At 66.0% G+C, this 24467-nt stretch carries 28 protein-coding genes; 15 read left to right on the forward strand and 13 right to left on the reverse strand.

Features of this window, described 5'->3' with window-relative positions; genetic code table 11:
* Positions 1-168: 168 nt before the first annotated feature.
* Together HDC29_RS01850 and HDC29_RS01855 are read left to right on the forward strand one after the other, a co-directional pair.
* A complete protein-coding gene (locus HDC29_RS01850) occupies positions 169-1770 on the forward strand; it encodes a phosphoenolpyruvate carboxykinase (protein ID WP_179493816.1) in 1602 nt (533 codons plus the stop codon).
* A gap of 48 nt (positions 1771-1818) precedes the next feature.
* Positions 1819-2289 carry a hypothetical protein gene (locus HDC29_RS01855; RefSeq protein ID WP_179493818.1) on the forward strand — a complete coding sequence of 157 codons (471 nt, stop codon included), beginning with the start codon at positions 1819-1821 and terminating at the stop codon, positions 2287-2289.
* Here the strand turns inward: HDC29_RS01855 and HDC29_RS01860 are convergent.
* From HDC29_RS01860 to HDC29_RS01870, 3 genes are all read right to left on the reverse strand, one after another.
* Complete coding sequence (locus HDC29_RS01860) at positions 2286-3215, reverse strand: DUF2268 domain-containing putative Zn-dependent protease (protein ID WP_179493820.1); 930 nt, start codon at positions 3213-3215, stop codon at positions 2286-2288. The genes HDC29_RS01855 and HDC29_RS01860 overlap by 4 nt on opposite strands.
* Entirely contained in the window at positions 3215-5059 is a 1845-nt protein-coding gene (locus tag HDC29_RS01865) for a DUF885 domain-containing protein (protein ID WP_179493821.1), read from the reverse strand. The genes HDC29_RS01860 and HDC29_RS01865 overlap by 1 nt, the downstream gene beginning before the upstream one ends.
* Positions 5060-5182: 123 nt before the next feature.
* Positions 5183-5581: a DUF3597 domain-containing protein gene (locus HDC29_RS01870; protein WP_179493823.1), complete on the reverse strand. Its 399-nt coding sequence runs from the start codon at positions 5579-5581 to the stop codon at positions 5183-5185.
* Positions 5582-5756: 175 nt separating this feature from the next.
* Between HDC29_RS01870 and HDC29_RS01875 the strand changes: the two genes are divergently transcribed.
* Entirely contained in the window at positions 5757-6359 is a 603-nt protein-coding gene (locus HDC29_RS01875; protein ID WP_179493825.1) for a DUF937 domain-containing protein, read from the forward strand.
* Between the two features lie 34 nt (positions 6360-6393).
* On the opposite strand, the gene HDC29_RS01880 is transcribed toward HDC29_RS01875, so the two are convergent.
* From HDC29_RS01880 to rplU, 3 genes are all read right to left on the reverse strand, one after another.
* Positions 6394-6990 (reverse strand): GNAT family N-acetyltransferase, encoded by a 597-nt coding sequence (locus tag HDC29_RS01880; RefSeq protein WP_179493828.1) that lies wholly within the window; start codon positions 6988-6990, stop codon positions 6394-6396.
* Positions 6991-7229: 239 nt separating this feature from the next.
* On the reverse strand, positions 7230-7499 hold the full coding sequence (rpmA, locus tag HDC29_RS01885) for a 50S ribosomal protein L27 (RefSeq protein WP_179493830.1): 270 nt from the start codon (positions 7497-7499) through the stop codon (positions 7230-7232).
* A 50-nt stretch (positions 7500-7549) separates the two neighbouring features.
* On the reverse strand, positions 7550-8059 hold the full coding sequence (gene rplU, locus HDC29_RS01890; protein ID WP_179493832.1) for a 50S ribosomal protein L21: 510 nt from the start codon (positions 8057-8059) through the stop codon (positions 7550-7552).
* A 227-nt stretch (positions 8060-8286) separates the two neighbouring features.
* Here rplU and HDC29_RS01895 point away from each other — a divergent pair, with 227 nt between their 5' ends.
* Positions 8287-8796: a hypothetical protein gene (locus HDC29_RS01895; RefSeq protein WP_179493834.1), complete on the forward strand. Its 510-nt coding sequence runs from the start codon at positions 8287-8289 to the stop codon at positions 8794-8796.
* Between the two features lie 45 nt (positions 8797-8841).
* On the opposite strand, the gene pspF is transcribed toward HDC29_RS01895, so the two are convergent.
* Positions 8842-9873 carry a phage shock protein operon transcriptional activator gene (gene pspF, locus HDC29_RS01900; protein WP_179493836.1) on the reverse strand — a complete coding sequence of 344 codons (1032 nt, stop codon included), beginning with the start codon at positions 9871-9873 and terminating at the stop codon, positions 8842-8844.
* 51 nt (positions 9874-9924) lie between these two features.
* Here pspF and HDC29_RS01905 point away from each other — a divergent pair, with 51 nt between their 5' ends.
* The 10 genes from HDC29_RS01905 to HDC29_RS01950 all read left to right on the forward strand — a co-directional run bounded on the left by HDC29_RS01905 (position 9925) and on the right by HDC29_RS01950 (position 13700).
* Entirely contained in the window at positions 9925-10218 is a 294-nt protein-coding gene (locus tag HDC29_RS01905; RefSeq protein ID WP_179493838.1) for a hypothetical protein, read from the forward strand.
* A 99-nt stretch (positions 10219-10317) separates the two neighbouring features.
* Entirely contained in the window at positions 10318-10983 is a 666-nt protein-coding gene (gene pspA, locus HDC29_RS01910) for a phage shock protein PspA (protein ID WP_179493840.1), read from the forward strand.
* 12 nt (positions 10984-10995) lie between these two features.
* A complete protein-coding gene (gene pspB / locus HDC29_RS01915) occupies positions 10996-11274 on the forward strand; it encodes an envelope stress response membrane protein PspB (RefSeq protein WP_037554911.1) in 279 nt (92 codons plus the stop codon).
* Between the two features lies 1 nt (position 11275).
* Positions 11276-11656 (forward strand): envelope stress response membrane protein PspC, encoded by a 381-nt coding sequence (gene pspC / locus HDC29_RS01920; RefSeq protein WP_179493842.1) that lies wholly within the window; start codon positions 11276-11278, stop codon positions 11654-11656.
* Between the two features lie 32 nt (positions 11657-11688).
* Complete coding sequence (locus tag HDC29_RS01925; RefSeq protein ID WP_136175941.1) at positions 11689-11988, forward strand: hypothetical protein; 300 nt, start codon at positions 11689-11691, stop codon at positions 11986-11988.
* A gap of 13 nt (positions 11989-12001) precedes the next feature.
* The gene (locus HDC29_RS01930; protein ID WP_179493844.1) at positions 12002-12319 is read left to right on the forward strand and encodes a hypothetical protein; all 318 of its coding nucleotides are present in this window, start codon (positions 12002-12004) and stop codon (positions 12317-12319) included.
* A gap of 11 nt (positions 12320-12330) precedes the next feature.
* Entirely contained in the window at positions 12331-12594 is a 264-nt protein-coding gene (locus HDC29_RS01935; RefSeq protein ID WP_037554916.1) for a hypothetical protein, read from the forward strand.
* 35 nt (positions 12595-12629) lie between these two features.
* Positions 12630-12890, forward strand: a complete 261-nt coding sequence (locus HDC29_RS01940; RefSeq protein ID WP_179493846.1) for a hypothetical protein — start codon at positions 12630-12632, stop codon at positions 12888-12890.
* A gap of 23 nt (positions 12891-12913) precedes the next feature.
* Positions 12914-13159: a hypothetical protein gene (locus HDC29_RS01945; protein ID WP_179493848.1), complete on the forward strand. Its 246-nt coding sequence runs from the start codon at positions 12914-12916 to the stop codon at positions 13157-13159.
* A 130-nt stretch (positions 13160-13289) separates the two neighbouring features.
* Positions 13290-13700, forward strand: a complete 411-nt coding sequence (locus HDC29_RS01950) for a SufE family protein (protein ID WP_179493850.1) — start codon at positions 13290-13292, stop codon at positions 13698-13700.
* Positions 13701-13873: 173 nt separating this feature from the next.
* Here HDC29_RS01950 and HDC29_RS01955 read toward each other — a convergent pair whose 3' ends face one another.
* From HDC29_RS01955 to HDC29_RS01980, 6 genes are all read right to left on the reverse strand, one after another.
* On the reverse strand, positions 13874-16408 hold the full coding sequence (locus tag HDC29_RS01955) for a TonB-dependent receptor (protein ID WP_179493852.1): 2535 nt from the start codon (positions 16406-16408) through the stop codon (positions 13874-13876).
* A gap of 273 nt (positions 16409-16681) precedes the next feature.
* Positions 16682-17953 carry an ATP-dependent Clp protease ATP-binding subunit ClpX gene (gene clpX / locus HDC29_RS01960; protein ID WP_179493854.1) on the reverse strand — a complete coding sequence of 424 codons (1272 nt, stop codon included), beginning with the start codon at positions 17951-17953 and terminating at the stop codon, positions 16682-16684.
* Between the two features lie 259 nt (positions 17954-18212).
* The gene (gene clpP / locus HDC29_RS01965; RefSeq protein ID WP_179493856.1) at positions 18213-18863 is read right to left on the reverse strand and encodes an ATP-dependent Clp endopeptidase proteolytic subunit ClpP; all 651 of its coding nucleotides are present in this window, start codon (positions 18861-18863) and stop codon (positions 18213-18215) included.
* Positions 18864-19015: 152 nt separating this feature from the next.
* Positions 19016-19354 (reverse strand): ferredoxin FdxA, encoded by a 339-nt coding sequence (gene fdxA, locus HDC29_RS01970; protein WP_179493858.1) that lies wholly within the window; start codon positions 19352-19354, stop codon positions 19016-19018.
* Positions 19355-19467: 113 nt separating this feature from the next.
* Positions 19468-19818 (reverse strand): RNA-binding S4 domain-containing protein, encoded by a 351-nt coding sequence (locus tag HDC29_RS01975; protein WP_179493860.1) that lies wholly within the window; start codon positions 19816-19818, stop codon positions 19468-19470.
* A gap of 7 nt (positions 19819-19825) precedes the next feature.
* Entirely contained in the window at positions 19826-22594 is a 2769-nt protein-coding gene (locus HDC29_RS01980) for a helicase-related protein (RefSeq protein ID WP_179493862.1), read from the reverse strand.
* A 274-nt stretch (positions 22595-22868) separates the two neighbouring features.
* Here HDC29_RS01980 and HDC29_RS01985 point away from each other — a divergent pair, with 274 nt between their 5' ends.
* Complete coding sequence (locus HDC29_RS01985) at positions 22869-24410, forward strand: M23 family metallopeptidase (protein ID WP_179497147.1); 1542 nt, start codon at positions 22869-22871, stop codon at positions 24408-24410.
* Positions 24411-24467 lie beyond the last annotated feature (57 nt).

A 24467-nucleotide genomic window follows, 5' to 3' on the forward strand; every position in this document is an offset into this window, starting at 1 on the left:
ACTGCGCCACGTTAATCTTTTGACCTCCGCCTTTGCCCTCGCTAACGCGGCCGGGATTTCGGAATCGGCGGACACGTCGGCACCCATGTAGATGCGGGCCAGCCCATTAGCGCGCTACGTATTGCATAGGTATGCAACGGCGATGCCCGACAAGGAAAGGCGAAGCAAATGACCAAGGTTGTGATCGGCAGCGACACCGTCGAGACAAAGGCGGATGTAGCCGAAAACTGGGGCACGTCGGCGCTGATCGAGGATGCGGTGCGCCACGATGAAGGCCGGCTCGCCAAGGACGGTCCGCTCGTCGTCCAGACGGGCAAGCACACGGGCCGTAGCGCCAAGGACAAGTTCATCGTCCAGGACGCCGAGACCGCCGACACCATCTGGTGGGGCAAGACGAACGTCCCGATGACCCCCGATCATTTCGCGGCGCTCAAGGCCGATTTCCTCGCGCACCTCGCCGAGCGTCCGCGCCTCTATCGCCAGCAGCTGTTCGGCGGCTCGCAGGCGGAACATCGCGTCGGCGTGCAGGTCATCACCGAATTCGCCTGGCACAGCCAGTTCATTCGCACCCTGCTCTGCCGCCCGACGGCCGGGGAGCTGGCGAGCTTCGCGGCCGAATATACGATCATCGACCTGCCCAGCTTCCGCGCCGACCCGGCGAAGCATGGCACGCGCAGCGAAACGGTGATCGCGGTCAATTTCACCGAAAAGCTGATCCTGATCGGCGGCACGCAATATGCCGGCGAGATGAAGAAGTCGGTGTTCGGCATCCTAAACTATCTGCTCCCCGTAAAGGGTGTCATGCCGATGCACTGCTCGGCGAACATCGGGCCCAAGGGCGACACCGCCGTCTTCTTCGGCCTTTCGGGCACCGGCAAGACCACGCTGTCGGCCGACGCTTCGCGCACGCTGATCGGCGACGATGAGCATGGCTGGTCGGACACCGCCGTCTTCAACTTCGAGGGCGGCTGCTACGCCAAGATGATCCGCCTCTCGCCCGAGGCCGAGCCCGAGATTTTCGCGACGACCAAGCGTTTCGGCACGATACTCGAAAATGTCGTGATGGATCCCGCGACGCGCGAACTCGACTTCGACGACGCGAGCCTCGCCGAGAACAGCCGCGGTTCGTATCCGATCGACTTCATCCCGAACACGTCGGAACAGAATATGGGCCCGGTGCCGCAGACGATAATCATGCTCACCGCCGATGCCTATGGCGTGTTGCCGCCGATCGCGAAGCTCACCGCCGACCAGGCGATGTATCATTTCCTCTCGGGCTATACCGCGCGCGTCGCGGGGACCGAGATCGGCGTGACGGAGCCCGAGGCGACCTTCTCGACCTGCTTCGGCGCGCCCTTCATGCCGCGCCATCCGTCAGTCTATGGCAATTTGCTCAAGGAGCGTATCGCCAAGGGCGGGGTTCAGTGCTGGCTCGTCAACACCGGCTGGACCGGCGGCATGGCGACGATGGACGGCATCAAACGCATGCCGATCAAGGCGACGCGCGCGCTGCTCAACGCCGCGCTCGACGGCAGCCTCAACGATGCCGAATTCCGCAAGGACCCCAATTTCGGCTTCATGGTCCCCGTCGCGGTTCCCGGCGTCGATACGGCGCTGCTCGATCCGCGCGAAGCCTGGGCCGACAAGGCGGCTTATGACCGCACCGCGCAAACGCTGGTCGGCCAATTCATCGACAATTTCGCGCAATTCGCGGAGCATGTGGACGAAGGCGTCCGCCAGGCCGCGCCGCAGGCGGCGGTCGCGGCATAATGGACCCGGATCTCTTCCGGGTGCTCATTCACCCGGAAGGACCGGAAAATGACTACCGAATATACCCCGCGCCTGTTCGAGCGCGACTCCGAAATCCGCGCGATCGGGGAAGGCTTGCTCGCGTGTGCCCTGCCGCGCGAGGCGTGGACGCACGAGGCGCATCTCGGCGCTTGCCTCTGGTTGCTGACCGAGCGCCGCGACATCGACGTCGATGCCGAGATCGCGGGCGTCATCCGCCGTTTCAACGAAAGCGTCGGCGGGGTGAACGACGACACACAGGGTTATCACGACAGCATTACGCGTGCCTATGTCGCGGGCGTTCGCCTGTTTCTCGCACAAACAGCGGAAACGGACTTGGCCGAGCGGGTCAACGCGCTGCTGCTGTCCGATATGGGGCGCCGCGACTGGCCGCTGCGCTTCTACAGCCGCGAACGACTGTTTTCCGTGGAAGCGCGGCGGCAGTTCGTCGAGCCGGATCTCGGACCCTTGCCCGGAAGATGGGGGCTGGAAGCCTCTTAAAGCGTCATCCCCGGCGTCCACCCGCTTTCCGCAAGGAAGGCTGCCGGATCCTCCATCTCGATGATCGCCTTGATCGCCGCCTTCTTGTCGGGTGCACGGTCGTAATAGGCCTTGGCGACGCGATAGCCGACCCAATAACCAAGATCGCCCGGCCAGCCGTCGGTGCCCCGCTGGTTGTACAGCCAGCGCGATTCGAGCGCCTTGCCGTCCTTCTCGGCAAGGAAGGCGGTCTCCAGCTCCTTCTCGCGTCCCTTTGCCCATTGGTGGAGCAGCGGATAGGCGACCGACCCGGTCATCCGTTCGGCGACAAATTCCGCTGCCCCCTCGACCAGCGCGGCGCGGAGCACCGTTTCGTCGCGGTCCTCGACCTGCGCGAGCGGCTGCTGCACATGGACATATTCATGCGCGATGACATGGACGAAGCGATCCGTGTCGTCGGCCTCGATGAATTTCGCCATGCACAGCGATTCGAGGCCGATGTAAACCCCCTGCGCGTTGCCGACGCCGGCGCTCGACGCGCGGCCGATGGCGATCGTGATCGGCGGGAATTGGGCCGCCGGATAGAGCTCTGCGAGCCGGTCGGTCGCAGAGACCAGCCGCGGGCGGACATCGTCGAGCTTGCCGGCGCAATCGCGCGCGCCCTGGAACACGCCGGGCTTTTCGCGCAGCGCCTTCGCGAGCCGTTCGGGGGTGATCCGGCGCAGCGCCATGAACTCGGCGAGCCCGGGCGACGGGGTGGCAAGATAGCGCGCCGCCAGAACGTCGGGGTCGGCGGCGAGCGCCGGGTCGTCATAGAGCCGAAAGAAGCGGTCGACGTCGGCCGTGGTGATTGCGACGTGCGACGTGTCCGCGCTGTCGGCAGCAGCGGCCGGCGTGCTGGCGAGGATCAACGCGCCGAGCCACGCGTGCATGTTGGCGCGCCGCATCAGCCCTTCGCCCCCTTCACATATTCATCGACATTCTGCGCGAGCACGTCGAGCGGGACGTTGCCGCCCTTGACCACCACATCATCGAAGTCGCGCAGGTCGTATTTCGGCCCCAACGCTTTTTGCGCGAGCCCGCGCTGCCGTACGATCTCGCTGTGCCCGACCTTGTATCCGCAAGCCTGGCCTGCCCAGCTGCAATAGCGGTCGACCTCGCTCGCGACCTCGAGCGGGTTCGAGCCGTTTTCCTTGACGAAAAAGTCGACCCCCTGCTCGCGCGTCCAGCGCTTGGCGTGGATGCCGGTATCGACGACGAGGCGGCACGCGCGAAAGGCGAGCGACTGGAGATAGCCGAGCCGCCCGACCTCGAAATCGTCGTAGAGGCCAAGCTCGTCGGCGAGCTGCTCGGCATAGAGCGCCCAGCCTTCGCTATAGGCGTTGAACGCCAGCATGGTGCGGATGAGCGGCATCGAATGCGCATATTCGCCCTGCCAGGCGTGGCCCGGGATCGCCTCGTGCATCGTCAGATCGGGCAGCGAATATTTGCTGTGCAATTCGGTGGTGCGCAGGTTGATCCAGAAGCGTCCCGGGATGCTGCCGTCGATCGACCCCGCGCCGCCATAGGCCGCGGGCGCGCCGGGTTCCTCGGCCAGCGGCAGCCGCTTCACCTCGACATTGCCCTTGACCAGCGTGCGGAAGGCGCGCGGCAGCTCGGCGCGGATCTTGCCGAGCCAGGTCTGGATATAGGCGGTGATCTCGGCACGCCCCTGATCATTGTCGGGGAATTTATATTTGGGATCTTGGGCGAGCGCGTTCATGCGGTCGCCGACGCTGCCCTGCGTGTAGCCGAGTTTCTTGAGGATCGGGTCCATCCGGCCGTGGAGTTCGGCGAGTTCTTCGCGGCCCATCGCGTGGATTTCGTCGGGGGTCATGCGCGTCGTCGTCGAGGCGCGGAGGCCCCACGCATACCATTCGTCGCCGCCGGGCCGCGCCCACATGCCGGCGTCCATCGTCGCTTTCGGCCGCTGCGTTTTCAGTTCGGCGAGCTGCCGTTCGAGCGCCGCGGCGACCGGACCCTGCACGATCTTTGCCGAGCGCGCGTTCCAGTCGCCGGCGATCTTCGCGTCGCCGGTGCGGCGGACGAGGCTTTCGACCATCGACCCGCCCGCCTTCGCGTCGGCGACCGTCGCCTCCATCTGCTTCACCGCCTTGTCGATCAGGAAGGCGGGGGCGACCAGCCCCTGTCCGCCGGCCGCCTTCAGCCGCTCGGTTTCGCCGTCGAGCACGCCCGGAAAGGCATTGAGGCGCGCGAGATAGGCTTCGGCATCGGCCGAGCTTTTCACCGGATGGTCGCTGTCGAGGAATTTCGGAATGTCGAGATAGGCGCCGACATTCTGGATCACGACATAGGGCGTGTTGCGCCACCCGCCGACCGCGACGTCGCCATAGGGGAGGGCAAAGCCCGCGAGCGCGACGTCATAGGCGCTTTCGACCACCGCTAGGCTGGTGCGCGTCGCATGGCCCAGCCCGCCCTTGTCGAAGGCGCGGACGCGCGCGACATCGGCCTTCAGCGTGTCGGCGAGCGCCTGCACGCCCGCCGCCGAACGGTCGCCGAGCTGTCCGCGCATCGCTGCGCGCGCGCCGGTGTCGATGCCGAGCGAGGTCGCGCCCTCGGGCGATTTCGCGAGCAGATTGTCGGCGACCGAGTCGAGCAGTTGCTGCGCATCGCTCCCGGGCGCGTTCTGCAGCGCCGCGGCGGGACCGGCGATGGCGAGCCCGGCGGAGCCCGCACCGAGCGCGGCTAGCGTGTGGCGGCGGCTGACGGGGGTGGAAAGCGGATGTTGCACTGGCGGCTCCCTGCGACTTGTTTCTGTTGAAACCTGTCTAGGCGGGCGGGCGCGCCGGTCAACGAAAAGGGGCCGGGAAAGCCTCTGCCTTCCCGACCCCCGTCGAAAATTATCGACCGTCTATCAGTCGGTAAGGTCTGCGGGCACCTTGCCGCCGTTCGCGGCGAGTTCGCGCATCACCGCCTTGTGCAGCCAGATGTTCATTTCGGCGCTGCCGTCGAGATCGCCGGTATAGCCGAGTTCCTGCGCGAGCTCCTTGCGGTTGGCGAGGCTCGAATCGATGCCGAGCAGCTTCATCAGGTCGACGATCGACGTGCGCCAGTTGAGGTCCTGCCCGGCCTTCGCCGCCTCGGCGGTAAGGATCGCATCGACGTCGACCGGCGCCGCCGCGGCGGCCGCCATGGCCTGTGTCGCGGCGTCGAGCGCGGTGCCGACGGGGCTGGGCGCGGCCGGGGCGGCGGGTTCCGCGGCGACGGCCTTCTTGCCGAAAATGGCGTCCTTGATCTTGCCGAAAATGCTCATTGTGTAGCTCCCACTAGAGACCACGGCGCTTCACCGAGAGGCGAGTCGCACGGTCGCAGGCTAGGACTATGCAGTTGAGAATGACAGCCAAATGACGACTCCTCCTTATCCCGGCCGCTGCTATACTGACGGACATCGGCGCGGTCCGATCGGCGCCGCAGCGGGAGTATGATCCATGAATCTGACCGACATTTTGGCGCAGGCCGGCGGCATCGAATCGATGGCGAAGGAGCTGGGCATCCCGCCTGCGACGGCGAAACAGGGCGCCGACGCGCTGCTTCCCGCGATTCTCGGCGGTTTCAAGAAACAGGCACAAGGCGGCGGCGGAGTCGAAGGGCTGGGCGGGCTGCTCGGCCAGCTCGGCGGCGGCGGGTTGCTCGACTCGGTGCTCGGGTCGCAGCCGACGCCGGTGAGCCAGGGCAACGACGTGCTCGGCCAGATTTTCGGGTCGAAGGATGTCAGCCGCACGGTCGCCGGACAGGCGGCGGCGCAGACCGGGATCGACTCGGGATTGCTCAAGCAGATGCTGCCGATGCTGGCGATGATGGTCGCGGGCTATATGGCGAAGCAGAGCGGCCAAGGGAGTGCGGCCAGTGCGAGCGGCGGCCTCGGCGGCATGCTCGGCAATGTCCTCGGCGGCGCGATGGGCGGCGGCGCGGCCCCGTCCGCCGGCGGTTTCGGCGGCGGCTTGGGCGGTCTGGGCAAGATGCTCGACATGGACGGCGACGGCAATCCGCTCGACGACATCATGGGCATGGTGAACAAGATGCGGGGGTAAGCGACGGCCCCTCCCGCAAGCGGGAGGGGCGCGCTCATGCTGCCATCAGGCGCAATTCCTCGCGGAAATCCTCGTCCACCCCGATGCGGCTTCGCATCGGGGTGACGCCGCCATCGGCATCGGAGTCGCCTTCCTCGAACAGCGCGCAGGCCGCTTCGCCGCCGCGCGCGAGGCTGTAACGCTGCGCGACCTTGCCGGTGGGGCGAAAGCCCAGCTTGCGCAGCACGGCCCCCGACGCGGGATTGTCGAGGAAGTGGCCCGCCGACAGCTTCGGCAGGTTCATCGCGCGCGCGATGTGGAGCAGCTGGCGGCCGGCCTCGGTCGCGAAGCCGAGACCCCAATAGGGCCGCGCGATCCAGTAACCCATTTCGAGTTCGCCTTCCGGGCCCGACGAAATGCCGCAGCCGCCGACGAGGCGCGGTGCGCCGCCGGTACGGGCGAAGATCAGGAAACGCGGCTGATCGGGATCGATCGGCTTCGACAGAAATTCCTGCGCCTGCGCCTCGCCATAGGGCCAGGGCGCGGTCGCGAGATTGCGGACCACCACCTCTTCGCCGATCGCACGGGCGAGCGCGGGGGCGTCTTCGAGCCAGCCGGGCCGCAGCAACAGTCTTTCGGTACGCGCGAACATCTTTTCAAACTCCCAATGCCTGTCGCCTTGGCGCCAGATGGTGACGCTTTGACGACATTCGATATGGAGGGAGATGGAAGGCCCAGTTTTCGCGCCCGGCCGTCTCAAGCGACGGATTTCGGACAAGAAAAAAGGGAGTCCGGGGTGACCCGTCTCCCTCTTTTCGAACCTTGTTTCCGCGTGAGGCGGAAAGGACAGCTCCGGGTCATCCCTGGTGGACGACCCGTCAGCGATCGTCCTTATTCGGCGGCTTCGGCCATCATGTCGACCGATACATATTTGCGGCCGAGCTTGCCGTCGTGGAATCGGACATGGCCGTCCGCGGTGGCGAACAGCGTGTGGTCCTTGCCCATGCCGACGTTGGCGCCCGGGTACACCTTGGTGCCGCGCTGGCGCACGATAATGTTGCCGCCGATCACTTCCTGACCGCCGAACTTCTTCACGCCAAGGCGGCGGCCGGCTGAGTCGCGACCGTTGCGCGAAGAACCGCCTGCTTTCTTATGTGCCATGACTGATGCTCCTTAATTCGTTTTCGAAGGGCCGAGCCGCGTTGCCGCGCTCAGGCTTCCTTCTTGGGGGCTGCCTTCTTGGCAGCGGGCTTCTTGGCGGGTGCGGCCTTTTCGGCAGCGGCTTCGGTCTTCGGGGCAGCGGCCTTCTTGGGCGCGGCTTCCTTCGCCGGTGCAGCTTCCTTGGCGGGCGCAGCCTTGGCTTCGGCAGCCGGAGCGGCCTCTGCCTTCGGAGCGGCTTCCTTCTTCGGCGCGGCCTTCTTGGCATCGCCGACGGCGAGGATGCGCAGCAGCGTCAGCGACTGGCGGTGGCCGTTGCGACGACGGTAATTGTGCCGGCGGCGCTTCTTGAAGACGATGACCTTTTCGCCGCGCGTCTGGGCGATGATCTCGGCCGAAACGACGAGGCCGTCGGCGCTCTTCACGTCGCCGCCGTCACCGGCCAGCAGGATGTCGCCCAGCGACACGGTGTCGCCGGCTTCGCCGTCGATCTTTTCAACGGCGATCTTGTCTCCAGCGGCGACGCGATACTGCTTGCCGCCCGTGCGCACGATTGCGAACATGGTCTTCCATCCAATCAGAAACTAGAACACCCGCGCTGCCAGTCACCCGCCAGAGCAGGCGATTTTCCGGCATGCGGGAAAGTCAGCGCCACTAGCGAGCCAAGTCGTCGCTGTCAACCGCCAAATCCCGTGCTTTTCATCCAAATGCGCGGGGCCGCACCGATTATCGCGCGTGCCACCGATTCGGTGCTTGCTGCGCCGTCGGCGCGCCCATATCAGGGGCGGCGATGAAGCGCGCCTTTCTTTTTGCCCCGCTGTTCCTGTCGCTACCCGCCTGTGCCGGTACGCAGGCCAACGATGGGCCCTCGCTTGCGAAGCGTGCGGTTGAGGGGCGATTCGATGTCGCGCCGCCCGCGATCGTCGTTGCGCCGCCAGGACCGCTGCCTACCGACCTTGCTGGACGGCTCCAGCGGTGGGAAGCGGATGGGGCCGCGGGCCAGCAGGCGTTCGCTGCCGAACGGGCTGCGACGGCGTCGGCGGTTTCGGCCGCTGCGGGGGCGTCCGTCGCAAGCGAACGCTGGGTCGTCGGGCAGCAGGCGATCTCGCGCCTCGTCGCGGCGCGCGCGCCGCTGACGGTGGCGCTCGCCGACATCGATCGCCTCTACCTCGACCGCAGCGTCGAGGAGCAGGTCGACGGCCTGCCCGAAATCTATGCGCTGCGCGAGCGTCTCGCCGACCTCGTGTCGACGCAGGATGCGGTGATCGAGTCGCTGAATAGCCAGTTGCCGGGGGGGTAGTCCGGTCCTCCCCATGGCTTCGCCACAGGGAGGGTCAATTCGATGCTACTGATTCAGCCCATGCTTCTTCAGCGCGTGGCGGATCTGGTCGTAACTCAGCCCCAGCGCCTCGGCCGCGACCTTCTGGTTAAAGCGGCAGCGCGCCATCGTATCGGCGAGGATCGCCTTTTCATAGCCATCGACCGCAGCGCGCAGGTCGCTGACCGGCCCCGGCCCCAGCGACGACGCGGCGGGGGCGGACGCGGCGCCGTTGGTCGCGGCGGCTTTCGCGGGTTCAGCCTTTACGCCCCGCACCGCGGGCTGCCACGGACTGGCAAAGGGGTCGAAGCTCAGCGCGTCGACCGGTTTCGACGGGTCGGCCCAGCGATAGATGGCGCGCTCGATGACGTTCCTCAGCTCGCGGACATTTCCCGGCCAGTCGTGTCCCTCCATCGCCGCGAGCGCGCGCGGGCCGAAGCCGGGCCATTCGTCCCAGCCGATCACCGCCGCCATCCGCTGCCCGAAATAGGTGGCGAGCACCTCGATATCGCCTTCGCGCGCGCGCAAGGGGGGCAGGGTGATGACCTCGAACGACAGGCGGTCGAGCAGGTCGGCCCGGAAGCGATTGTCGTCGACCAGCGCGGGCAGATGCTCGTTCGTCGCGGCGACGATGCGCACATCGACGCGGATCGGGCGCGAGGCGCCGACGCGTGTGACTTCGCCATATTCGACCGCGCGGAGCAGGCGCTCCTGCGCGCCCATCGACATCGTCGCGAGCTCGTCGAGGAACAGCGTGCCGCCGTCGGCTTCCTCGAACCGGCCGGCGCGGCTGCGCGTCGCGCCCGTGAAGGCGCCGGCTTCGTGCCCGAACAGCTCGCTTTCGATCAGCGTCTCGGGCATCGCGGCGCAGTTCATGATCACATAAGGACGATCCCAGCGCGTCGACAGGCGGTGGAGGCGCTCGGCGATCAGTTCCTTGCCCGTCCCGCGCTCGCCGATCACGAGCACCGGGCGGTCGAGCGACGCCGCGAGGCTCGCGCGTTCGACCGCATCCTGGAAGGCCGCCGACTGGCCGATGAATTGCGTTTCGCGCTCCATTCCCAATCATTGGCAAATTTTCCCGTTCATTGGCAAGGCAAATCGGGCGGGATGGCGAATTACGCGTCAAGTTTCCCGTTTTTCTGCCGTTTTCAGCAATTGGCACGGCTCCTGCAAAGATATCAGCGAACCGGCGCAACGCGCTCCGGTGCAGCAAACAGGAAGGTTGAATCGATGAAAACGAAGATTGCCCAGGCCGCTACTTTCGCGTTCAGCGCGGTGGGTGCGCTGGCCGTCCTCGTCGGTGCGATCGACTATCCTGCCACTGCCGCCAACGCCGCCGGCCTTCCGGTTGTCGGCCTGGTCGGTGCTGCTTCGACCCCGGCGGTCAGCCCGATGGCCTGACCGGCACTGGTGCCGGGGCACTCTCCCCCCTTGCCCCGCCCCGGCACCAGCCTTTTTAAAAAACAGACAATGGTCTCAAGTTTTCGACAGGAGTTTCAAATGGGTATTTTCTCACGAACCCGCGACATCATCGCCGCCAACGTCACCGACCTGCTCGACCGGGCCGAGGATCCGGAAAAGATGATCCGCCAGATCATCTTCGAGATGAACGAAACGCTCGTCGAAGTCCGCGCCTCCGCCGCCCGCACCATCGCGGACCAGAAGGAGATGCGCCGCCACATCGCCAAGCTCGAAAGCCTGCAGGACAGCTGGAAGGAAAAGGCCGAACTCGCGCTGTCGAAAGACCGCGAAGACCTCGCCACCGCCGCGCTCGTCGAAAAGCAGAAGGCCGGCGACATGGCGGAGCGCCTCAAGGCCGAGATCGCCGTCCTCGACGACGCGCTGACCGGCTATGAAGCCGATATCGCCAAGCTTCAGAAGAAGCTCAGCGAAGCCCGCGCGCGCCAGTCGAGCGTCGTCAACCGCCTCGAAAGCGCGGAGAACCGCTACAAGCTGCGCGAGATGACCAACGGCGACCGGGTCGAAGATGCCTTCTCGCGCTTCGAAATCCTCGAACGCCGCGTCGACGAAGCCGAAGGCCGCGCCGATGCGCTGGGTCTCGGCTACAAGAAGTCGCTCGACGAAGAGATCGCCGAGCTGCAGGCCGCCGACAAGGTCGCCGACGAACTCGCCGCACTGAAGGCGGCCCAGGCCAGCAAGCAATAAGGAGCCGGACCGATGGAAGAAGTCATCATCGTCCCGATCGTCATCGGAACGCTCTTCCTCGGTCTGCCCTGGCTGATCCTCCACTACATCACCAAGTGGAAACAGGCCAAGACGCTGACCGGAGAAGATGAACAGCTGCTCGACGAACTTTACGATACCGCGCGGCGGCTCGAAAACCGCCTGCACACCGTCGAACGCATCATCAGCGCCGATCATCCCGACTTCCGCCCCGCGGTACGCAGCGATGAAGAACTGGCGCAGCTCGAAAACATGACAAACCGGAGGAACTGAGATGTCTGCCAGCCGCACCAAATTCTACCTCGACAAGCAGAACGCCAAATGGAGCGGCGTGTGCGCAGGGATAGCGGATTATAGCGGGATCGACGTCCTCTGGGTTCGCGTCGGCGCGGTCCTCCTGACCCTGATGGGCGGTTTCCCCTGGACGCTGATCGCATACTGGATGGTCGCCTGGATGGGCACGCCCAAGCCGTTCGCGCTCTATGGCTCGACCGAGGAAGCGAAATTCTGGCAGGGTGTGCGGAGCAACCCGACCGCATCGACCCGCGACATCAAGTCGCGCTTCCGCGACATCGACCGTCGGCTCGCCGACATCGAACTTTACTACACCAGCCACAACCGCCGGCTCGCCGACGAGATTGAAAGCCTGCGCTGAGCAGCGGCTGAGAAGCAACAGGGAGACGTTTCATGAATTTCGGTGGCACCACTTTCGTCCTCGCCATCATCGCCCTGTCGATCGGCGGCTGGATGTTCACCACCTGGATCCGCGCCAAGCACGGCTATCCCGTTGAGAATGAATGGGGCGGCACGGTTCATCGAACCGACCCCGACGCTGATCGAAAAATCGCCCTGCTGACCGATGACAACGCCAAGCTGGCGGGGCAGGTCAGCCGATTGGAAGAGCGGATCTCGGTGCTCGAACGCATCGCGACCGAAGAGGGCGGGAAGGCGGCGCAGCTCGCCGACCAGATCGACCGCCTGCGCTGAGAGGAAGAAGACGATGAATCTCGATGTGCTGAACGCCGTTGCCCCCGTCGCCGCGATCGTCGGCCTGGCCGGGGTCGGTGGCTGGGTTTTCACCACCTGGCTCCGCGTCAAGAACGGCTATCCGCTCGAAAACAGCTGGGGCAAGGCGGTCTATCCCAAGACCAGCGACGAGGCGATGGAACGCGTCAAGCTGATCAGCCAGGAAAATGCCCAGCTGCGCGCCGAGCTCGGCTCGGTGAAGGATCGCCTCGCGGTGATCGAGCGCATCGTCACCGACGAGGGCCACCGGCTGAGCCACGAAATCGAGGCGCTGCGGCGCCCGGCGAACTGAGGAGAGCAACCATGGAAGCCATCGTCATCCTCCTGATCGTCGTCGGACTGCCCGTGACGCTCGGTATCGGCTACGCCGCCTATGAGCGCCACCTGAAGTTCAAGGAACGGCAGTTCAAGGCGATCACCAACGAGACGGCGGAAAAGGCGGCCCAATATGCGGCGCACACCGAACGGCTCGAGGCCCGCGTCCGCGTGCTCGAGCGCATCGTTACCGACAAGGGAATTGATGTCGCCGACGAGATCGAAAAGCTGCGCGACGCTCCGCTCAACTGACGCAACGATAAGAGAAACAGGAAAGGAACCTCCCCATGGGCCCGTTTGAAATGGTCATCGGCATCGTCCTCATCGTGACGGTCGGCAGCATCATCCGCGCCAAGCACGGCATCCGCCGCGACCGCCACGGTCATGATTATGTCGCCGGCAACGACGGCGAGACCAAGGCGCTGCAGGCCGAGATCCGCGCACTCAAGGACCGCATCCAGGTGCTCGAACGCATCGCCACCGACAATAATCGCGCCGTCACGCTCGACCAGGAAATCGAGAAGCTGCGCGACAGCAGCAAGATCTGAACGCCGGAAAAGGAGCAACGCTCATGGCTTTCATCACTCCCGACTTCACTGCCGCGGCGGTCGCGCTCACCGCGCTGAGCATCGTCAGCCTCGTCGCGCTGCGCGGCTGGCGCGACTGGATCCAGCTCAAGCGTGAGGAGCTGGCCGCGGGGCACGCCCCGGCGCCGCAGGACCATGGCGTCCCGAACGCCGGGTCGCGGATCGAGATCGCCGACCTCAAGGAACGGCTGCGCAAATTGGAAGCGATCGCGGCGGGGGTCGACCTCTAATCCAGCCAGAACCGCGCGGCACCGGCCCGCTCCCCTGTCAGTCGCCTTCCGTCCGGCGGCTGACAGGGGAGCGGGCCGATGTCGTTTCAGGGCCTTCCAACTTTCGGCCAAACATGCGAGGGGCGCCGCCATGCGCAGCCTCGACGACATCTTCGAAGAATATGATTTTCTCGACGGCGACGATCGCTATCGCCTGCTGATCGAGCTCGGCCGCGAACTGGAGCCGATGCCCGATGCGCTCAAGACCGACGCGACGCTGGTGCGCGGTTGTTCGGCGAGCGTCTGGGTCTATCCGGTGCCGCAGGACGATGGCCGGCTCCATTTCCTTGCCGACAGCAATGCCGCGATCACCAAGGGCATCGTCGCGCTCGTCCTCGCCGCAGTGCAGGACAAGCCCGCCGCCGAGGTTGCGGCGATGGACGTCGCTGCGGCGCTCGCGCCCTTCGACCTCACGCGCCAGCTATCGTCGAACCGCACGCAGGGCGTGCCGAATATGATCGCACTCGTCCAAGAAACCGCCCGCCGCATCGCCGCGGGCTGATGCGCCGCTCTCGCCGGCGACGGCTTTGGGGTGGGGAGCCGTCGGTGAGGTCATGAAATGATTTCCCCTCCCGCAAGCGGGAGGAGAGAAGGACGTCCGCAATTGGTCGCCATCCAACAAAAAAGGGCGCGGGAGTTGCCTCCCGCGCCCGATTTTCGGTCCTTCGGTATCGCTTAGAAAGCGACCGAAAGCGTGCCGCTGACCGTGCGCGGTGCGCCGATCTGGGCGAACGGCGGCGACGAGGTTCCCTGCGCCAGCGAGCTCGTGTAGCTGCCGACATAGAGTTCGTCGAACAGGTTGTAGACGTTCAGCTGGAAGAAGGTCTTGTCGTTCAGGCCGAGGAATTCGAGGCTCAGGCGAGCATCGAGGTTGACCAGCCAGTAGGCATTGGTCTTCGCCGAATAGACTTCGACGCCGCTCGCCACGACCGGAACATTGGTGTCGTAGATGAAACGGCCGCCGGTACGCTTCGCGGTGATGCCCAGCTCGACCGGACCCAGCGTCCCGCGCGCCGATGCGCCGAAGGTATATTCGGGGGCACCGGCTTCGCGCTTGCCCTTGGTCGGCGTGAAGATGGGATCGCCCACCGCCGAGCAGCCCGGGACGTCGTCGGCAATGTCATCGGCATCGCAGGTGCCCGACTGGACATCGTCCTTGATTTCCGACTTCATCCACGAGCCGAAGGCGTAGAGGGCGAGTTCGGGAATCGGCTGGAACGCGATGCTGCCGTCGACGCCATATTTGTCGACGCGGCCGAGGTTGCGATAGACGTTGCGCTCGGTGACCGGGTCATAGGCCGAGGCAAGACGATCGTTATACTTGGTGAACCAGCCCGACAGCTGCGCCTGGATCTTGCCGCTGCGATAGCGGAAGCCCAGGTCGAAATTGTCCGAGGTTTCCGCTTTCGGAAGCGCCGACGCCGTGTCGGCTTCGAAGAAGAAGGCGTTATAGAGCGCGTCGGTGCCCGGAACCTGCAGCCCCTTCGAATAGTTGGCGAAGACCGACATCTGGTTGCTCGGCTTGAAGAGCAGGCCGACGTTCGGGAGGATGTCGTCATATTTCAGGACGCGCTGCTGCGGACCCTGACGCACCGATCCGTCCGAGTTGGTCGGGTTGGCGGCCGCATATGCGGCGTTGCGCGGGTCGTCCTTGCCGAAGCAGTCGACGAAGCCCGAATCGCTGGTCGTGAAGCAATAATTGTTCAGGTCGCGCTTGAAGAAGGGCGCGCGCAGACCGAGCGTCGTGACGAGGGTGCCGTCGAGGAATTCGCCGCGATATTCGCCCGACACCTGGTTGAGCATCGCGTAGGACAGGCGATCGCGCTTCTGCAGCACGGCGCCGCTGACGTCGGTCTGCGGATCGTTGACCGGGAAGACGTCGAATGGTTCGCCGTTGAACTGGAGCAGCCCGACCTGGCCGGTCTGGCGGTGACGCGCGCGGTCATAGGTGTAACCGATGCGGACGGTGTGGCCCTCGGTGATGTCCCAGCGCAGGTTTGCGATCACGCCATAGCGGTGCGTCTGCGTCTGGCTCGGTGCCAGCATGGCGACTTCGTCGAGCAGGTCGCCGTCGCCATTCAGGTCCATGCCGAAATAGGGACGTCCGCCGATATAGCCCGAAAGGCCGCCCTGCAGGCGTTCGCGGGCGTTGACGGTGCCGCCGCCGTTAGCCTTCACATATTGGTAGCTGGGGTCGACGGTCAGCGTGATGCCTTCGCTCAGCGTGAACTTCGACGCGCCGCGGATGTTGCCCGTGTTCGAGGGGTTGTAGCGGCGATCGAATTCGGTGCCGCACGACGAAGCCGCATCGGCTTCACCCGGCGTGACCGTCGCGGTCGTGTTGCACGGATAGTTGATGTCATATTCGCGGTCGTCGCTCGACTGCGGGAAGCCCGAGGGAACGTCACGGTCGTTGCGCAGCGACACCGAACCGAAGAAGTTGTTGCGATTTTCGTTATAGTGACCCGCGACCGAGACGAAGTCGCCATCGGCGCCGATCGGCTGATAGATGCGGCCGTTGAACTGCTTCTTGCGGACGCGGCCATAATTGTTGAACGGATTGTCGTTCGACGCGGTCGAGGCCGAGAGGAAAGCGCGCGTGCCCCACGGCGTGAAGGTGCCGGTGTTCACGAGGCCGAAGATGCGGAAGAATTTAAACTCGCCCGCCGAGCCAGACAGGTTGACGCCGAATTCTTCGGTCGGAACCATCGTGCGATAATTGACGGTCGAACCCGTGGCGGCGGCGGTCGGGCTGTCGACATCGGTCGAGCCGAGGTTGACGTTGACCTGTTCGATCAGCTCGGGGTCGAGCTGCTGGTTCGAGTAAATGGCATAGTTGCCCGAATCGTTGAGCGGCACGCCGTCGAAGGTCAGGCTGATGCGGTCGGCCGAAAAGCCGCGGATGGTCAGCTGGCCGCCCGACGAACCATAGGCGTCATTGTTGGTGAAGACGACGCCCGGAACGAGGTTGATCGTGTCGAGAATGGTCTGGCCGGGGTTCTGGCGGGCGATGACTTCCTGGCCCAGGACCGACTTCGCCTTCGACGTGTCGGGCGACTGGATGCCGGCGACGTCGCGCGCGGTCGAGCCGGTAACGACGATCTCGTCGTCGAAGTCGACCGAGCCGGTCGACTGGGCAAAAGCCGGCGTGGAAAGCAGCGCGACCGGAATCAGCGCGACGCTGGCGGCGAGCGTGTGACGGAATTTCATTTCAGGATGTCCCCTTTGGTGGTGCGTTCGGCAGGCGCGCAAACCGGGGCGCGCCAAGACCTGCGAGCGCCCCTGAAGCCCGCATGTGGCACGATTGTGACAGCAATTGTGACAGTGCAAGCGGGGACGCGTGCGCGCCTTGGGCGGAGAGCAAAAAACCACGAATTTCCGTCGCGCGCCCGATTTTATCCACAGGCAGGCGCGCGTTTTTTCCGGAAACTGTTGCTGCAATGCAACATAAAAGGGCGCCCCGAAGGGCGCCCCATGTGCGACTCAGGCGGCGTCGCCGGCCGCTTCTTTCGCCTTGTCGGCATAGACGCGCACGGGGTCCTTGCGGCCCTCGACGACATCCTTGTCGACGACGATCTCGACCACGTCGGTCAGGTCGGGCAGGTCGAACATCGTGTCGAGCAGGATCGCCTCGACGATCGAGCGCAGCCCGCGTGCGCCGGTCTTGCGTTCGATCGCTTTCTTGGCGACCGCGACCAGCGCATCGTCGGTGAAGGTCAGCGCGACCTCCTCCAGATCGAACAGCTTCTTATACTGCTTGACCAGCGCGTTCTTGGGCTCGCCCAGGATCTTGACCAGCGCATCGACGTCGAGATCCTCGAGCGTCGCGATGACCGGCAGGCGGCCGACGAATTCGGGAATCAGGCCGAACTTGAGCAGATCCTCCGGCTCGACCTGCTTCAACACCTCGCCCGAGCGGCGTTCGTCGGGGCCGGCGACATGCGCGCCGAAACCGATCGACTTGCCCTGCAGGCGGTCGCCGATGATCTTTTCGAGGCCGCTGAACGCGCCGCCCGCGATGAACAGGATGTTCGTCGTGTCGACCTGCAGGAATTCCTGCTGCGGATGCTTGCGGCCGCCCTGCGGCGGGACGCTAGCGGTCGTGCCTTCCATCAGCTTGAGCAGCGCCTGCTGCACGCCTTCGCCCGACACGTCGCGGGTGATCGAGGGATTCTCGGCCTTGCGGCTGATCTTGTCGATTTCGTCGATATAGACGATCCCGCGCTGCGCCTTTTCGACATTATAGTCGCTGGCCTGCAGCAGCTTCAAAATGATGTTCTCGACATCCTCGCCGACATAGCCCGCTTCGGTCAGCGTCGTCGCGTCGGCCATGGTGAAGGGCACGTCGAGGAAACGCGCGAGCGTCTGCGCGAGCAAGGTCTTGCCGCTGCCGGTCGGGCCGACGAGCAGGATGTTCGACTTTGCCAGTTCGACATCGTCGCCGCGACCCGAGTTGGCGAGGCGCTTGTAATGGTTGTGGACGGCGACCGACAGCACGCGCTTGGCGGTGTTCTGGCCGATCACATAGGAATCGAGGTGCTGGCAGATTTCCAGCGGCGTCGGCACCGCGCCGTCCTTGCGTGCGGCGATCCCGCCCTTGATTTCTTCGCGGATGATGTCGTTGCAAAGCTCGACGCATTCGTCGCAGATGAAAACAGTCGGCCCGGCAATCAGCTTGCGGACTTCGTGCTGCGACTTGCCGCAGAAGGAGCAGTAAAGGGTGCTCTTGCTGTCCGAGCCACTCAATTTGGTCATATATCATCCTATGGCGGCCCAAAAAGGGGCGTCGCCTCTCTTATCCTAGCCCCCGGTCACCCAATTACAATATGGCAATTGGGTGACATCGGTTCAATGTCCCGCGTAGCGCCACAGCGCAAAGCAGGTGTCAAGAAACGCGGTTACCGGGGGCTTTTTCGTTGGTCGGCGGCGCCGGCCCGCTCTCCCCTCCAGCCTCCCGCAGGAAGGCATGTCGGGAGCCGGGAAGGGGAGCGGGCAGGCGCCGTAACCTGCCGAATCAGGGCGTCGGACCCTCGCTCACATCCTTCGGCGCATCGTCGCCGGGCAGGCCCGGACGACGGTCGTAGACATGATCGACAAGGCCGAATTCCTTCGCCTCGTCGGCTTCGAGGAAGGTGTCGCGGTCCATCGCCTTTTCGATCTCTTTCAGCGACTTGCCGGTATATTTCACATAAAGGTCGTTCATCCGCTTGCGGATGCGCAGGATTTCCTTGGCCTGGATCTCGATGTCCGACGCCATGCCGCGCGCGCCGCCCGACGGCTGGTGGACCATGACGCGGGCATTGGTGAGCGCGACGCGCATGCCGGGCTCGCCGGCGGCGAGCAGGAAGCTGCCCATCGAAGCCGCCTGACCAATGCACACCGTGCCGACGCGCGGGCGGATATATTGCATCGTGTCGTGGATCGCCATGCCCGCCGTAACGACGCCGCCCGGCGAGTTGATGTACATATAGATGTCCTTCTTCGGATTTTCCGATTCGAGGAAGAGCAGCTGGGCGACGATCAGCGAGGCCATCTGGTCTTCGACCTCGCCGGTGACGAAGACGATCCGTTCGCGCAGCAGGCGGGAGAAAATGTCGAAGCTGCGTTCGCCGCGGCTCGTCTGTTCGACGACGACGGGAACAAGGGCGGCGAGCGGGTCGATCATTGGGAATTCGTCCTTCGTTATAGAAGCGCCCTGCCGAGAACCGGCGGGCTGGCCCCTTCGCCGTCCTACATCGTCGCCAAACGGGCCTCTTTCAAGGGGGCAAAAAGAAGGGGCGGGAAAGTCCCGCCCCGACTGGATTGTTCTATGCGGGGTTAGTCGCCCTCGCCCGGATTGGGCGAGAAGAGCGTCTCGAACTTGTTCTCGACGCCCTTATATTCGTCGGCGTCGGCGGGGGTTTCCTTTTTGACCGTGATGTTCGGCCATTCGGCGCTGAACTTGCTGTTCACCTCGAGCCACTTTTCAAGCCCGCTCTCGGTGTCGGGCAGGATCGCCTCGGCGGGGCATTCGGGTTCGCATACGCCGCAGTCGATGCATTCGTTCGGATTGATGACGAGCATATTCTCGCCCTCATAGAAACAGTCGACGGGGCACACCTCGACGCAGTCCATATATTTGCACCGGACGCAGGCATCGGTGACGACATAGGTCATGGGCTTTCGGCTCCCTCAAGTGACGGCAATCGGGCCGCCATACTCTCCAATGGCTCGCCTCTATGCCGCGTGAAGGCGGTGCGTCAACGCTAAGCGACAGTTGCGAATCACTCTCATTGATTAGGACGATCGCCGTCCTTTGCGTGCAAAGCATTTCCATCGGCGCCGATAGCCGATGGCGCTGCGGCGGGGTCGAGCCGCCGATAGCAGGCCTGCGCCTCGGGCGCCGGACCGCGGCGGAGTGGCAGCGACAGGAGGCGGATCACCTCGATGCGTTCGCCGACCGGCAGCACCAGCGTCGCGCCGGCATGGACCGCGCACGACGAGCGCGTCACGCGCCGCCCGTCGAGCCGGATATGCCCCGCTTCGACCATTGCCTGCGCGACGCTGCGCGAGCGCGCGAAGCGCAGGAACCACAGCAGCTTGTCGAGCCGGATACTGCCTGCGGCGCCAGGGCTCGCCATGAGCGCGTCAGTCCTTGCGCGCGTCCGCGAGCAGCGCGGCGAGGCCCGCGAACGGGCTGTTCGGCGACGGACCGCGGCGCTCGGTTCGCGGTGGCCGCCCGGTGTCGGGGCGGGGTTTGCCCGGCTTACCGCGCTTGCCCTTTTCCGGGTTGGCCGGCGGCCGGCGAGCGGCGCCATTGGCCGCAGCGCGCGGCGCGGTGTCGCTGCCCTTGCGATCCTTCTTGCGGCGCGGGCGCTTGTCGGCGGCCTTGCGCAAGCCCGACCAGCGCCAGCGTTGCAGCGCCGGTTCGCCGACGCTGCGGAAGCCGAAGCTGCCGAGCAGCGCGCGGCGCGTCTCTTCGTCGAGCCCCAGCGAGGTCGCGAGCGCGGGATCGATCACGAAGCCGGGCGGGGGGGTGGCGGCGACGCCTTCATGCTCGTCGGTTGCACCTGCATCGTCGTGATGATGTTCGGCGGCGCGGGCGATGGGCGCGGTCGGCGGCGCCGCCGCCTGCATCCGGGCGGCGTGTGCCTGGCGCGCCAGTTTTTCGGCCATGTCGATGCGCAGCCAGCCCGAGGCGCAGCGGCGGAAGCCCGCGATCGTCAGCGCGGCGTGATTGCCGCTCTTCTGCAACACCGCGCCGTGCGGCGGCAGTGCGGGCACGGGGCTTCCCTGCTGCGACGCGATCAGCGCCGCGCGCCAGCGCACCGCTTCGGGCTTGAGCAGGAGCGGGTGGAAAATATCGAGCGAGCCGATGGTGAAGCCGAGCTTGCGCAGCTGCGGGCGCTCCTCGGGTGTCAGGGCGTTCAACTGGTCCTCGACCGCCGCGCGGGCGATCGTGCCGCTGTTGTCGGTGAGCGCGGCAAGCAGCGCGCGGACGCGCGGCGGCGTGAACAGGTCGCCCGCCGCCTCGCCCATGGCGGCGAGCGGCGCGGCGTGGCGCGCGAGCTGCCCGGCGACGAAGCGCTGCAGCCGCTCGGCGATCGCCTGAACCTGCTGCGGGTCGAGGCGTCGAAGCGAGGGATCGAGCTGGATCGCGGGCTGGACGAGCGTCGGCCCGCGGGCGAGCGTCGCGATGACATGGCCGTGCCAGGCGAGCCGCGGCGCGGTGCCGGGATCGGCGACGAGCGACAGCGCGCTGTCGTCGCCTTCGGCAAGCGCGGTCGCGCGCCGCGCGAGTTCGGCGCGCAGATGCTTTTCGGCCGCCGCGAGCAGCATGCGGTGGTCGCTCGCCTTGGCGACGGGATCGACCTTGAACTGGAAGCCCTTGAGCGTGCCGATCGCCTCGCCATCGACGGCGACGGTGCCGTCGGCGCCGACCGCCACCGGCAGCGCGGCGCCCCGCTGTCCGGCGTCGCGCAACAGCAGCGCGAGCCGCCGGTCGACGAAGCGCTGCGCCAGTGCGGCGTGGAGCGCATCGGAGAGGCGTGATTCGAGCGCCTGCGTCGCTTCGGTCCAGCCCGCGCCGCCAGCGATCCAGTCGCCGCGCTGCGCGATGAAGCAGAGCGTGCGGACCGCGGCGATGCGGCTCGCAAGCTGGTCGATGTCGCCTTCGATATCGTCGAAGCGCGCGAGCCGCCGCGCGAACCAGTCGGGATCGACCATCCCGTCGCCGCGCGTGCGCCATTGCCACAGCTTGAGCACGGTGCGGCTGTGATGTTCGGCGCCGAGTTGCTCGAAATCGGGAAGGCCGCACACATCCCAGAGCCGTTCGACCGCTTCGGGCTCGTCAGCGCGCATCCGGACCTCCATGTCGCCCGCGAGATGCTTGAGCACGGCGATGTCGACCGCCTCGGGCGCCGGGCGCAGCATCGGCTGCGATGGCGGCTGGGCGAGGTCGGCGATCAGCCGGTCGAGCGTGTCGAAGCGCGGCGTCGGATTGCGCCAGAAGAGATTGGGCAGCGGCGGGAAATGATGCCCCTCGATCGCTGCGATTTCCTCGGGCGTGAAGCCGCCCTGCGGCAGGCCGACCGTCCCGAAGCTGCCGTCCTGCTGGTGGCGCCCGGCGCGGCCGGCGATCTGCGCCATTTCCGCAATCGTCAGGCGTCGCAGGCGCCGCCCGTCGAATTTCTGCAAGGATGCAAAGGCGACATGCTGGACGTCGAGGTTGAGTCCCATGCCGATCGCGTCGGTCGCGACCAGATAATCGACCTCGCCCGCCTCGAACATCGCGACCTGGGAATTGCGCGTCTTGGGGCTGAGCGCGCCCATCACCACCGCCGCGCCGCCCGAGAAGCGGCGGAGCATTTCGGCGATCGCGTAAACCTCCTCGGCCGAAAAGGCGACGATCGCGGACCGTTTGGGCAGGCGCGACAGCTTCGACGATCCCGCATAGCTCAAGGTCGAAAAGCGCGGCCGGGTGATGATCTCGGCCTCGGGGACGAGCGCGCGAACGAGGCTCTTGATGCTTGCCGACCCCAGGATCATCGTTTCCTCGCGCCCGCGCGCACGGAGCAGCCGGTCGGTGAAGACATGGCCGCGCTCGGGGTCGGCGCCGAGTTGCGCTTCGTCGATGCCGACGAAGGCGACGTCGCGCGTCACCGGCAGCGCTTCCATCGTGCCGAGCAGATAGCGTGCATCGGGCGGCATGATCCGTTCTTCGCCGGTGACGAGGCCGACCTGTCCCGCGCCCTTGATCGCGACGACGCGGTCATAAACCTCGCGCGCGAGCAGGCGCAGCGGAAAGCCGATCATGCCGCTCGACCGGGCGGTCAGGCGCTCGACCGCCAAATGGGTTTTGCCGGTGTTGGTGGGGCCAAGGACAGCCTTGACCGGCTGGGAAGAGGAAGAGGTCATTTTCTTGTCCGCCAAGCTGGCATGGGTGCTGCCGCCGCGCAACAGGGGATCGTCGCAATGGCGCGGCGGACCCGCATTTTTCAACCCGGCTCGCATAATATCCCGACCCCGCCACGCCTTGTCGCAATGCAAGCTCGCGAATCCGCCATTAAATTGACTTTAACGGTCTTTCTTTACAGACAATGCTTCGAAAACATCATTCGGCGACCGGGTGAGGGCCCGTCCGCCGAGCGGGGGTTGCAATTTGTTCCAGCGTCACGAACCCATCGCGGGGATGTCCGGCAACGCGGCCGCCCTCACGATGTCGCAAGCGGTCCCGCGGCCGCGGGCCGATTTGGGCGCCGAGCCGCAGCTCGGCTGGCGCGACCGGCTGGCCGAGCTCGACCTCGTTCCCGACCTTGGCAGCAATATCGGCTCGGCCGAATGGTGGCGCGGCCTCGCGACATTGACCCTGCTTTGCGGAACCGCGATCGCAACCTTCCCGGGCGTGCAGCCGCTCGCGGTCGGGGCGCCCGCGCTCGATACGGCCGGTTTCAACGAAGCGCGCGCGCAGATGATCGTGCCGCTGGCCTTTGGCGGCGACACCGGACGCCATATGGCGGCGACCGACGCGGTCCGCCCGCTGACCCAGACCCCCGAACGGCCGCAGATCGAACTCACCGCCACATTGGGGCGCGGCGACAGCTTCGCGCGGCTGCTCGAACGCTCGGGCGTCGGCAGCGGCGAGGCGCAGGCGCTCGCGAACCGGGTGTCGGGCGCGGTCCCGCTGGCCGACATCGCGCCCGGCACGCGAATCGACCTGATCCTCGGCCGCCGCGCCGCGCGCACCATGCCGCGCCCGGTCGAGGCGCTCGCGATGCGCGCGCGTTTTGACCTGCGCATCGAAATGGAGCGTATCGGCGGCCAGCTCGTCATGCGGCGCATCCCGATCGCGGTCGATGCGACCCCGCTGCGCATTCGTGGGCGGGTCGGCGACAGCCTCTATCGCTCGGCGCGCGCCGCCGGGGCGCCGCCGGAGGCGATCCAGTCCTACCTGCGCGTCATCGGCCGCCAGATTTCGGTCAGCCGCGATATTCGCAGCGGCGACGAGTTCGACATCATCGTCGACTATCGCCGCGCCGAAACGGGTGAGAGCGAGACGGGCAAGCTGCTTTACGCCGGGCTGATCCGCGGCGGAAAACCGAAACTGTCGATGCTCGAATGGAACGCCGACGGCCGCACCCAATGGTTCGAGGCGTCGGGCGTCGGCGAACAGCGCGGCGGCATGACGCGGCCGACACGCGGGCGCGTCACCTCGACCTTCGGTATGCGCCGTCATCCGATCCTCGGCTACAAGCGCATGCACAGCGGCATGGATTTCGGCGGCGGCTATGGCGCGCCCATCTATGCGGTGACCGACGGCGTCGTGACGATCGCCGGGCGCCACGGCGGCTTCGGCAATTATGTGAAGCTCAATCATGGCAATGGCCTCGGCACCGGTTACGGCCATATGAGTCGCATCGCGGTGCGCGCCGGGCAGCGCGTCAATCGCGGGCAGGTGATCGGCTATATCGGCTCGACCGGCCTTTCGACCGGGCCGCACCTCCATTACGAGCTCTATCGCAACGGGCGCGCGGTCAATCCGTCGTCGGTGACCTTCGTCACCCGCGCGCTGCTCGAGGGCAAGGCCCTCGCCGATTTCCGCGCGCGCATCCGCGAACTGACCGCGGTTGCGCCGGGCGCCGCGCTGACCCCGATCGCCCCGAAACAGGTCGAAGGGCCAAAACTCGGCAGCCTCGCCGACGTCGCGTCGAAGCGGGCGGGCGAGGGGATCTGACCGCTTAAAGCGGCAATATCCATTTGCCCCGCGGCCCGGCGCCGCTATGCACCCCGC

This window comes from Sphingopyxis sp. JAI108, from assembly GCF_013410105.1.
Taxonomy (GTDB): domain Bacteria; phylum Pseudomonadota; class Alphaproteobacteria; order Sphingomonadales; family Sphingomonadaceae; genus Sphingopyxis; species Sphingopyxis chilensis.

Coding starts and splice junctions, on each gene's coding strand:
- HDC29_RS01975 (WP_179493860.1), bottom strand. CDS start 19,818: ATGGCGAGCCCTGGCGCCGCAGGCAGTATCCGGCTCGACAAGCTGCTG.
- HDC29_RS01935 (WP_037554916.1), top strand. CDS start 12,331: ATGGAAGCCATCGTCATCCTCCTGATCGTCGTCGGACTGCCCGTGACG.
- pspC (WP_179493842.1), top strand. CDS start 11,276: ATGTCTGCCAGCCGCACCAAATTCTACCTCGACAAGCAGAACGCCAAA.
- HDC29_RS01955 (WP_179493852.1), bottom strand. CDS start 16,408: ATGAAATTCCGTCACACGCTCGCCGCCAGCGTCGCGCTGATTCCGGTC.
- HDC29_RS01875 (WP_179493825.1), top strand. CDS start 5,757: ATGAATCTGACCGACATTTTGGCGCAGGCCGGCGGCATCGAATCGATG.
- HDC29_RS01930 (WP_179493844.1), top strand. CDS start 12,002: ATGAATCTCGATGTGCTGAACGCCGTTGCCCCCGTCGCCGCGATCGTC.
- pspF (WP_179493836.1), bottom strand. CDS start 9,873: ATGGAGCGCGAAACGCAATTCATCGGCCAGTCGGCGGCCTTCCAGGAT.
- HDC29_RS01895 (WP_179493834.1), top strand. CDS start 8,287: ATGAAGCGCGCCTTTCTTTTTGCCCCGCTGTTCCTGTCGCTACCCGCC.
- rpmA (WP_179493830.1), bottom strand. CDS start 7,499: ATGGCACATAAGAAAGCAGGCGGTTCTTCGCGCAACGGTCGCGACTCA.
- HDC29_RS01985 (WP_179497147.1), top strand. CDS start 22,869: ATGTCCGGCAACGCGGCCGCCCTCACGATGTCGCAAGCGGTCCCGCGG.
- HDC29_RS01855 (WP_179493818.1), top strand. CDS start 1,819: ATGACTACCGAATATACCCCGCGCCTGTTCGAGCGCGACTCCGAAATC.
- clpP (WP_179493856.1), bottom strand. CDS start 18,863: ATGATCGACCCGCTCGCCGCCCTTGTTCCCGTCGTCGTCGAACAGACG.
- rplU (WP_179493832.1), bottom strand. CDS start 8,059: ATGTTCGCAATCGTGCGCACGGGCGGCAAGCAGTATCGCGTCGCCGCT.
- HDC29_RS01905 (WP_179493838.1), top strand. CDS start 9,925: ATGGCGAATTACGCGTCAAGTTTCCCGTTTTTCTGCCGTTTTCAGCAA.
- HDC29_RS01940 (WP_179493846.1), top strand. CDS start 12,630: ATGGGCCCGTTTGAAATGGTCATCGGCATCGTCCTCATCGTGACGGTC.
- HDC29_RS01925 (WP_136175941.1), top strand. CDS start 11,689: ATGAATTTCGGTGGCACCACTTTCGTCCTCGCCATCATCGCCCTGTCG.
- fdxA (WP_179493858.1), bottom strand. CDS start 19,354: ATGACCTATGTCGTCACCGATGCCTGCGTCCGGTGCAAATATATGGAC.
- HDC29_RS01850 (WP_179493816.1), top strand. CDS start 169: ATGACCAAGGTTGTGATCGGCAGCGACACCGTCGAGACAAAGGCGGAT.
- HDC29_RS01945 (WP_179493848.1), top strand. CDS start 12,914: ATGGCTTTCATCACTCCCGACTTCACTGCCGCGGCGGTCGCGCTCACC.
- clpX (WP_179493854.1), bottom strand. CDS start 17,953: ATGACCAAATTGAGTGGCTCGGACAGCAAGAGCACCCTTTACTGCTCC.
- HDC29_RS01870 (WP_179493823.1), bottom strand. CDS start 5,581: ATGAGCATTTTCGGCAAGATCAAGGACGCCATTTTCGGCAAGAAGGCC.
- HDC29_RS01950 (WP_179493850.1), top strand. CDS start 13,290: ATGCGCAGCCTCGACGACATCTTCGAAGAATATGATTTTCTCGACGGC.
- HDC29_RS01860 (WP_179493820.1), bottom strand. CDS start 3,215: ATGCGGCGCGCCAACATGCACGCGTGGCTCGGCGCGTTGATCCTCGCC.
- pspA (WP_179493840.1), top strand. CDS start 10,318: ATGGGTATTTTCTCACGAACCCGCGACATCATCGCCGCCAACGTCACC.
- pspB (WP_037554911.1), top strand. CDS start 10,996: ATGGAAGAAGTCATCATCGTCCCGATCGTCATCGGAACGCTCTTCCTC.
- HDC29_RS01980 (WP_179493862.1), bottom strand. CDS start 22,594: ATGACCTCTTCCTCTTCCCAGCCGGTCAAGGCTGTCCTTGGCCCCACC.
- HDC29_RS01880 (WP_179493828.1), bottom strand. CDS start 6,990: ATGTTCGCGCGTACCGAAAGACTGTTGCTGCGGCCCGGCTGGCTCGAA.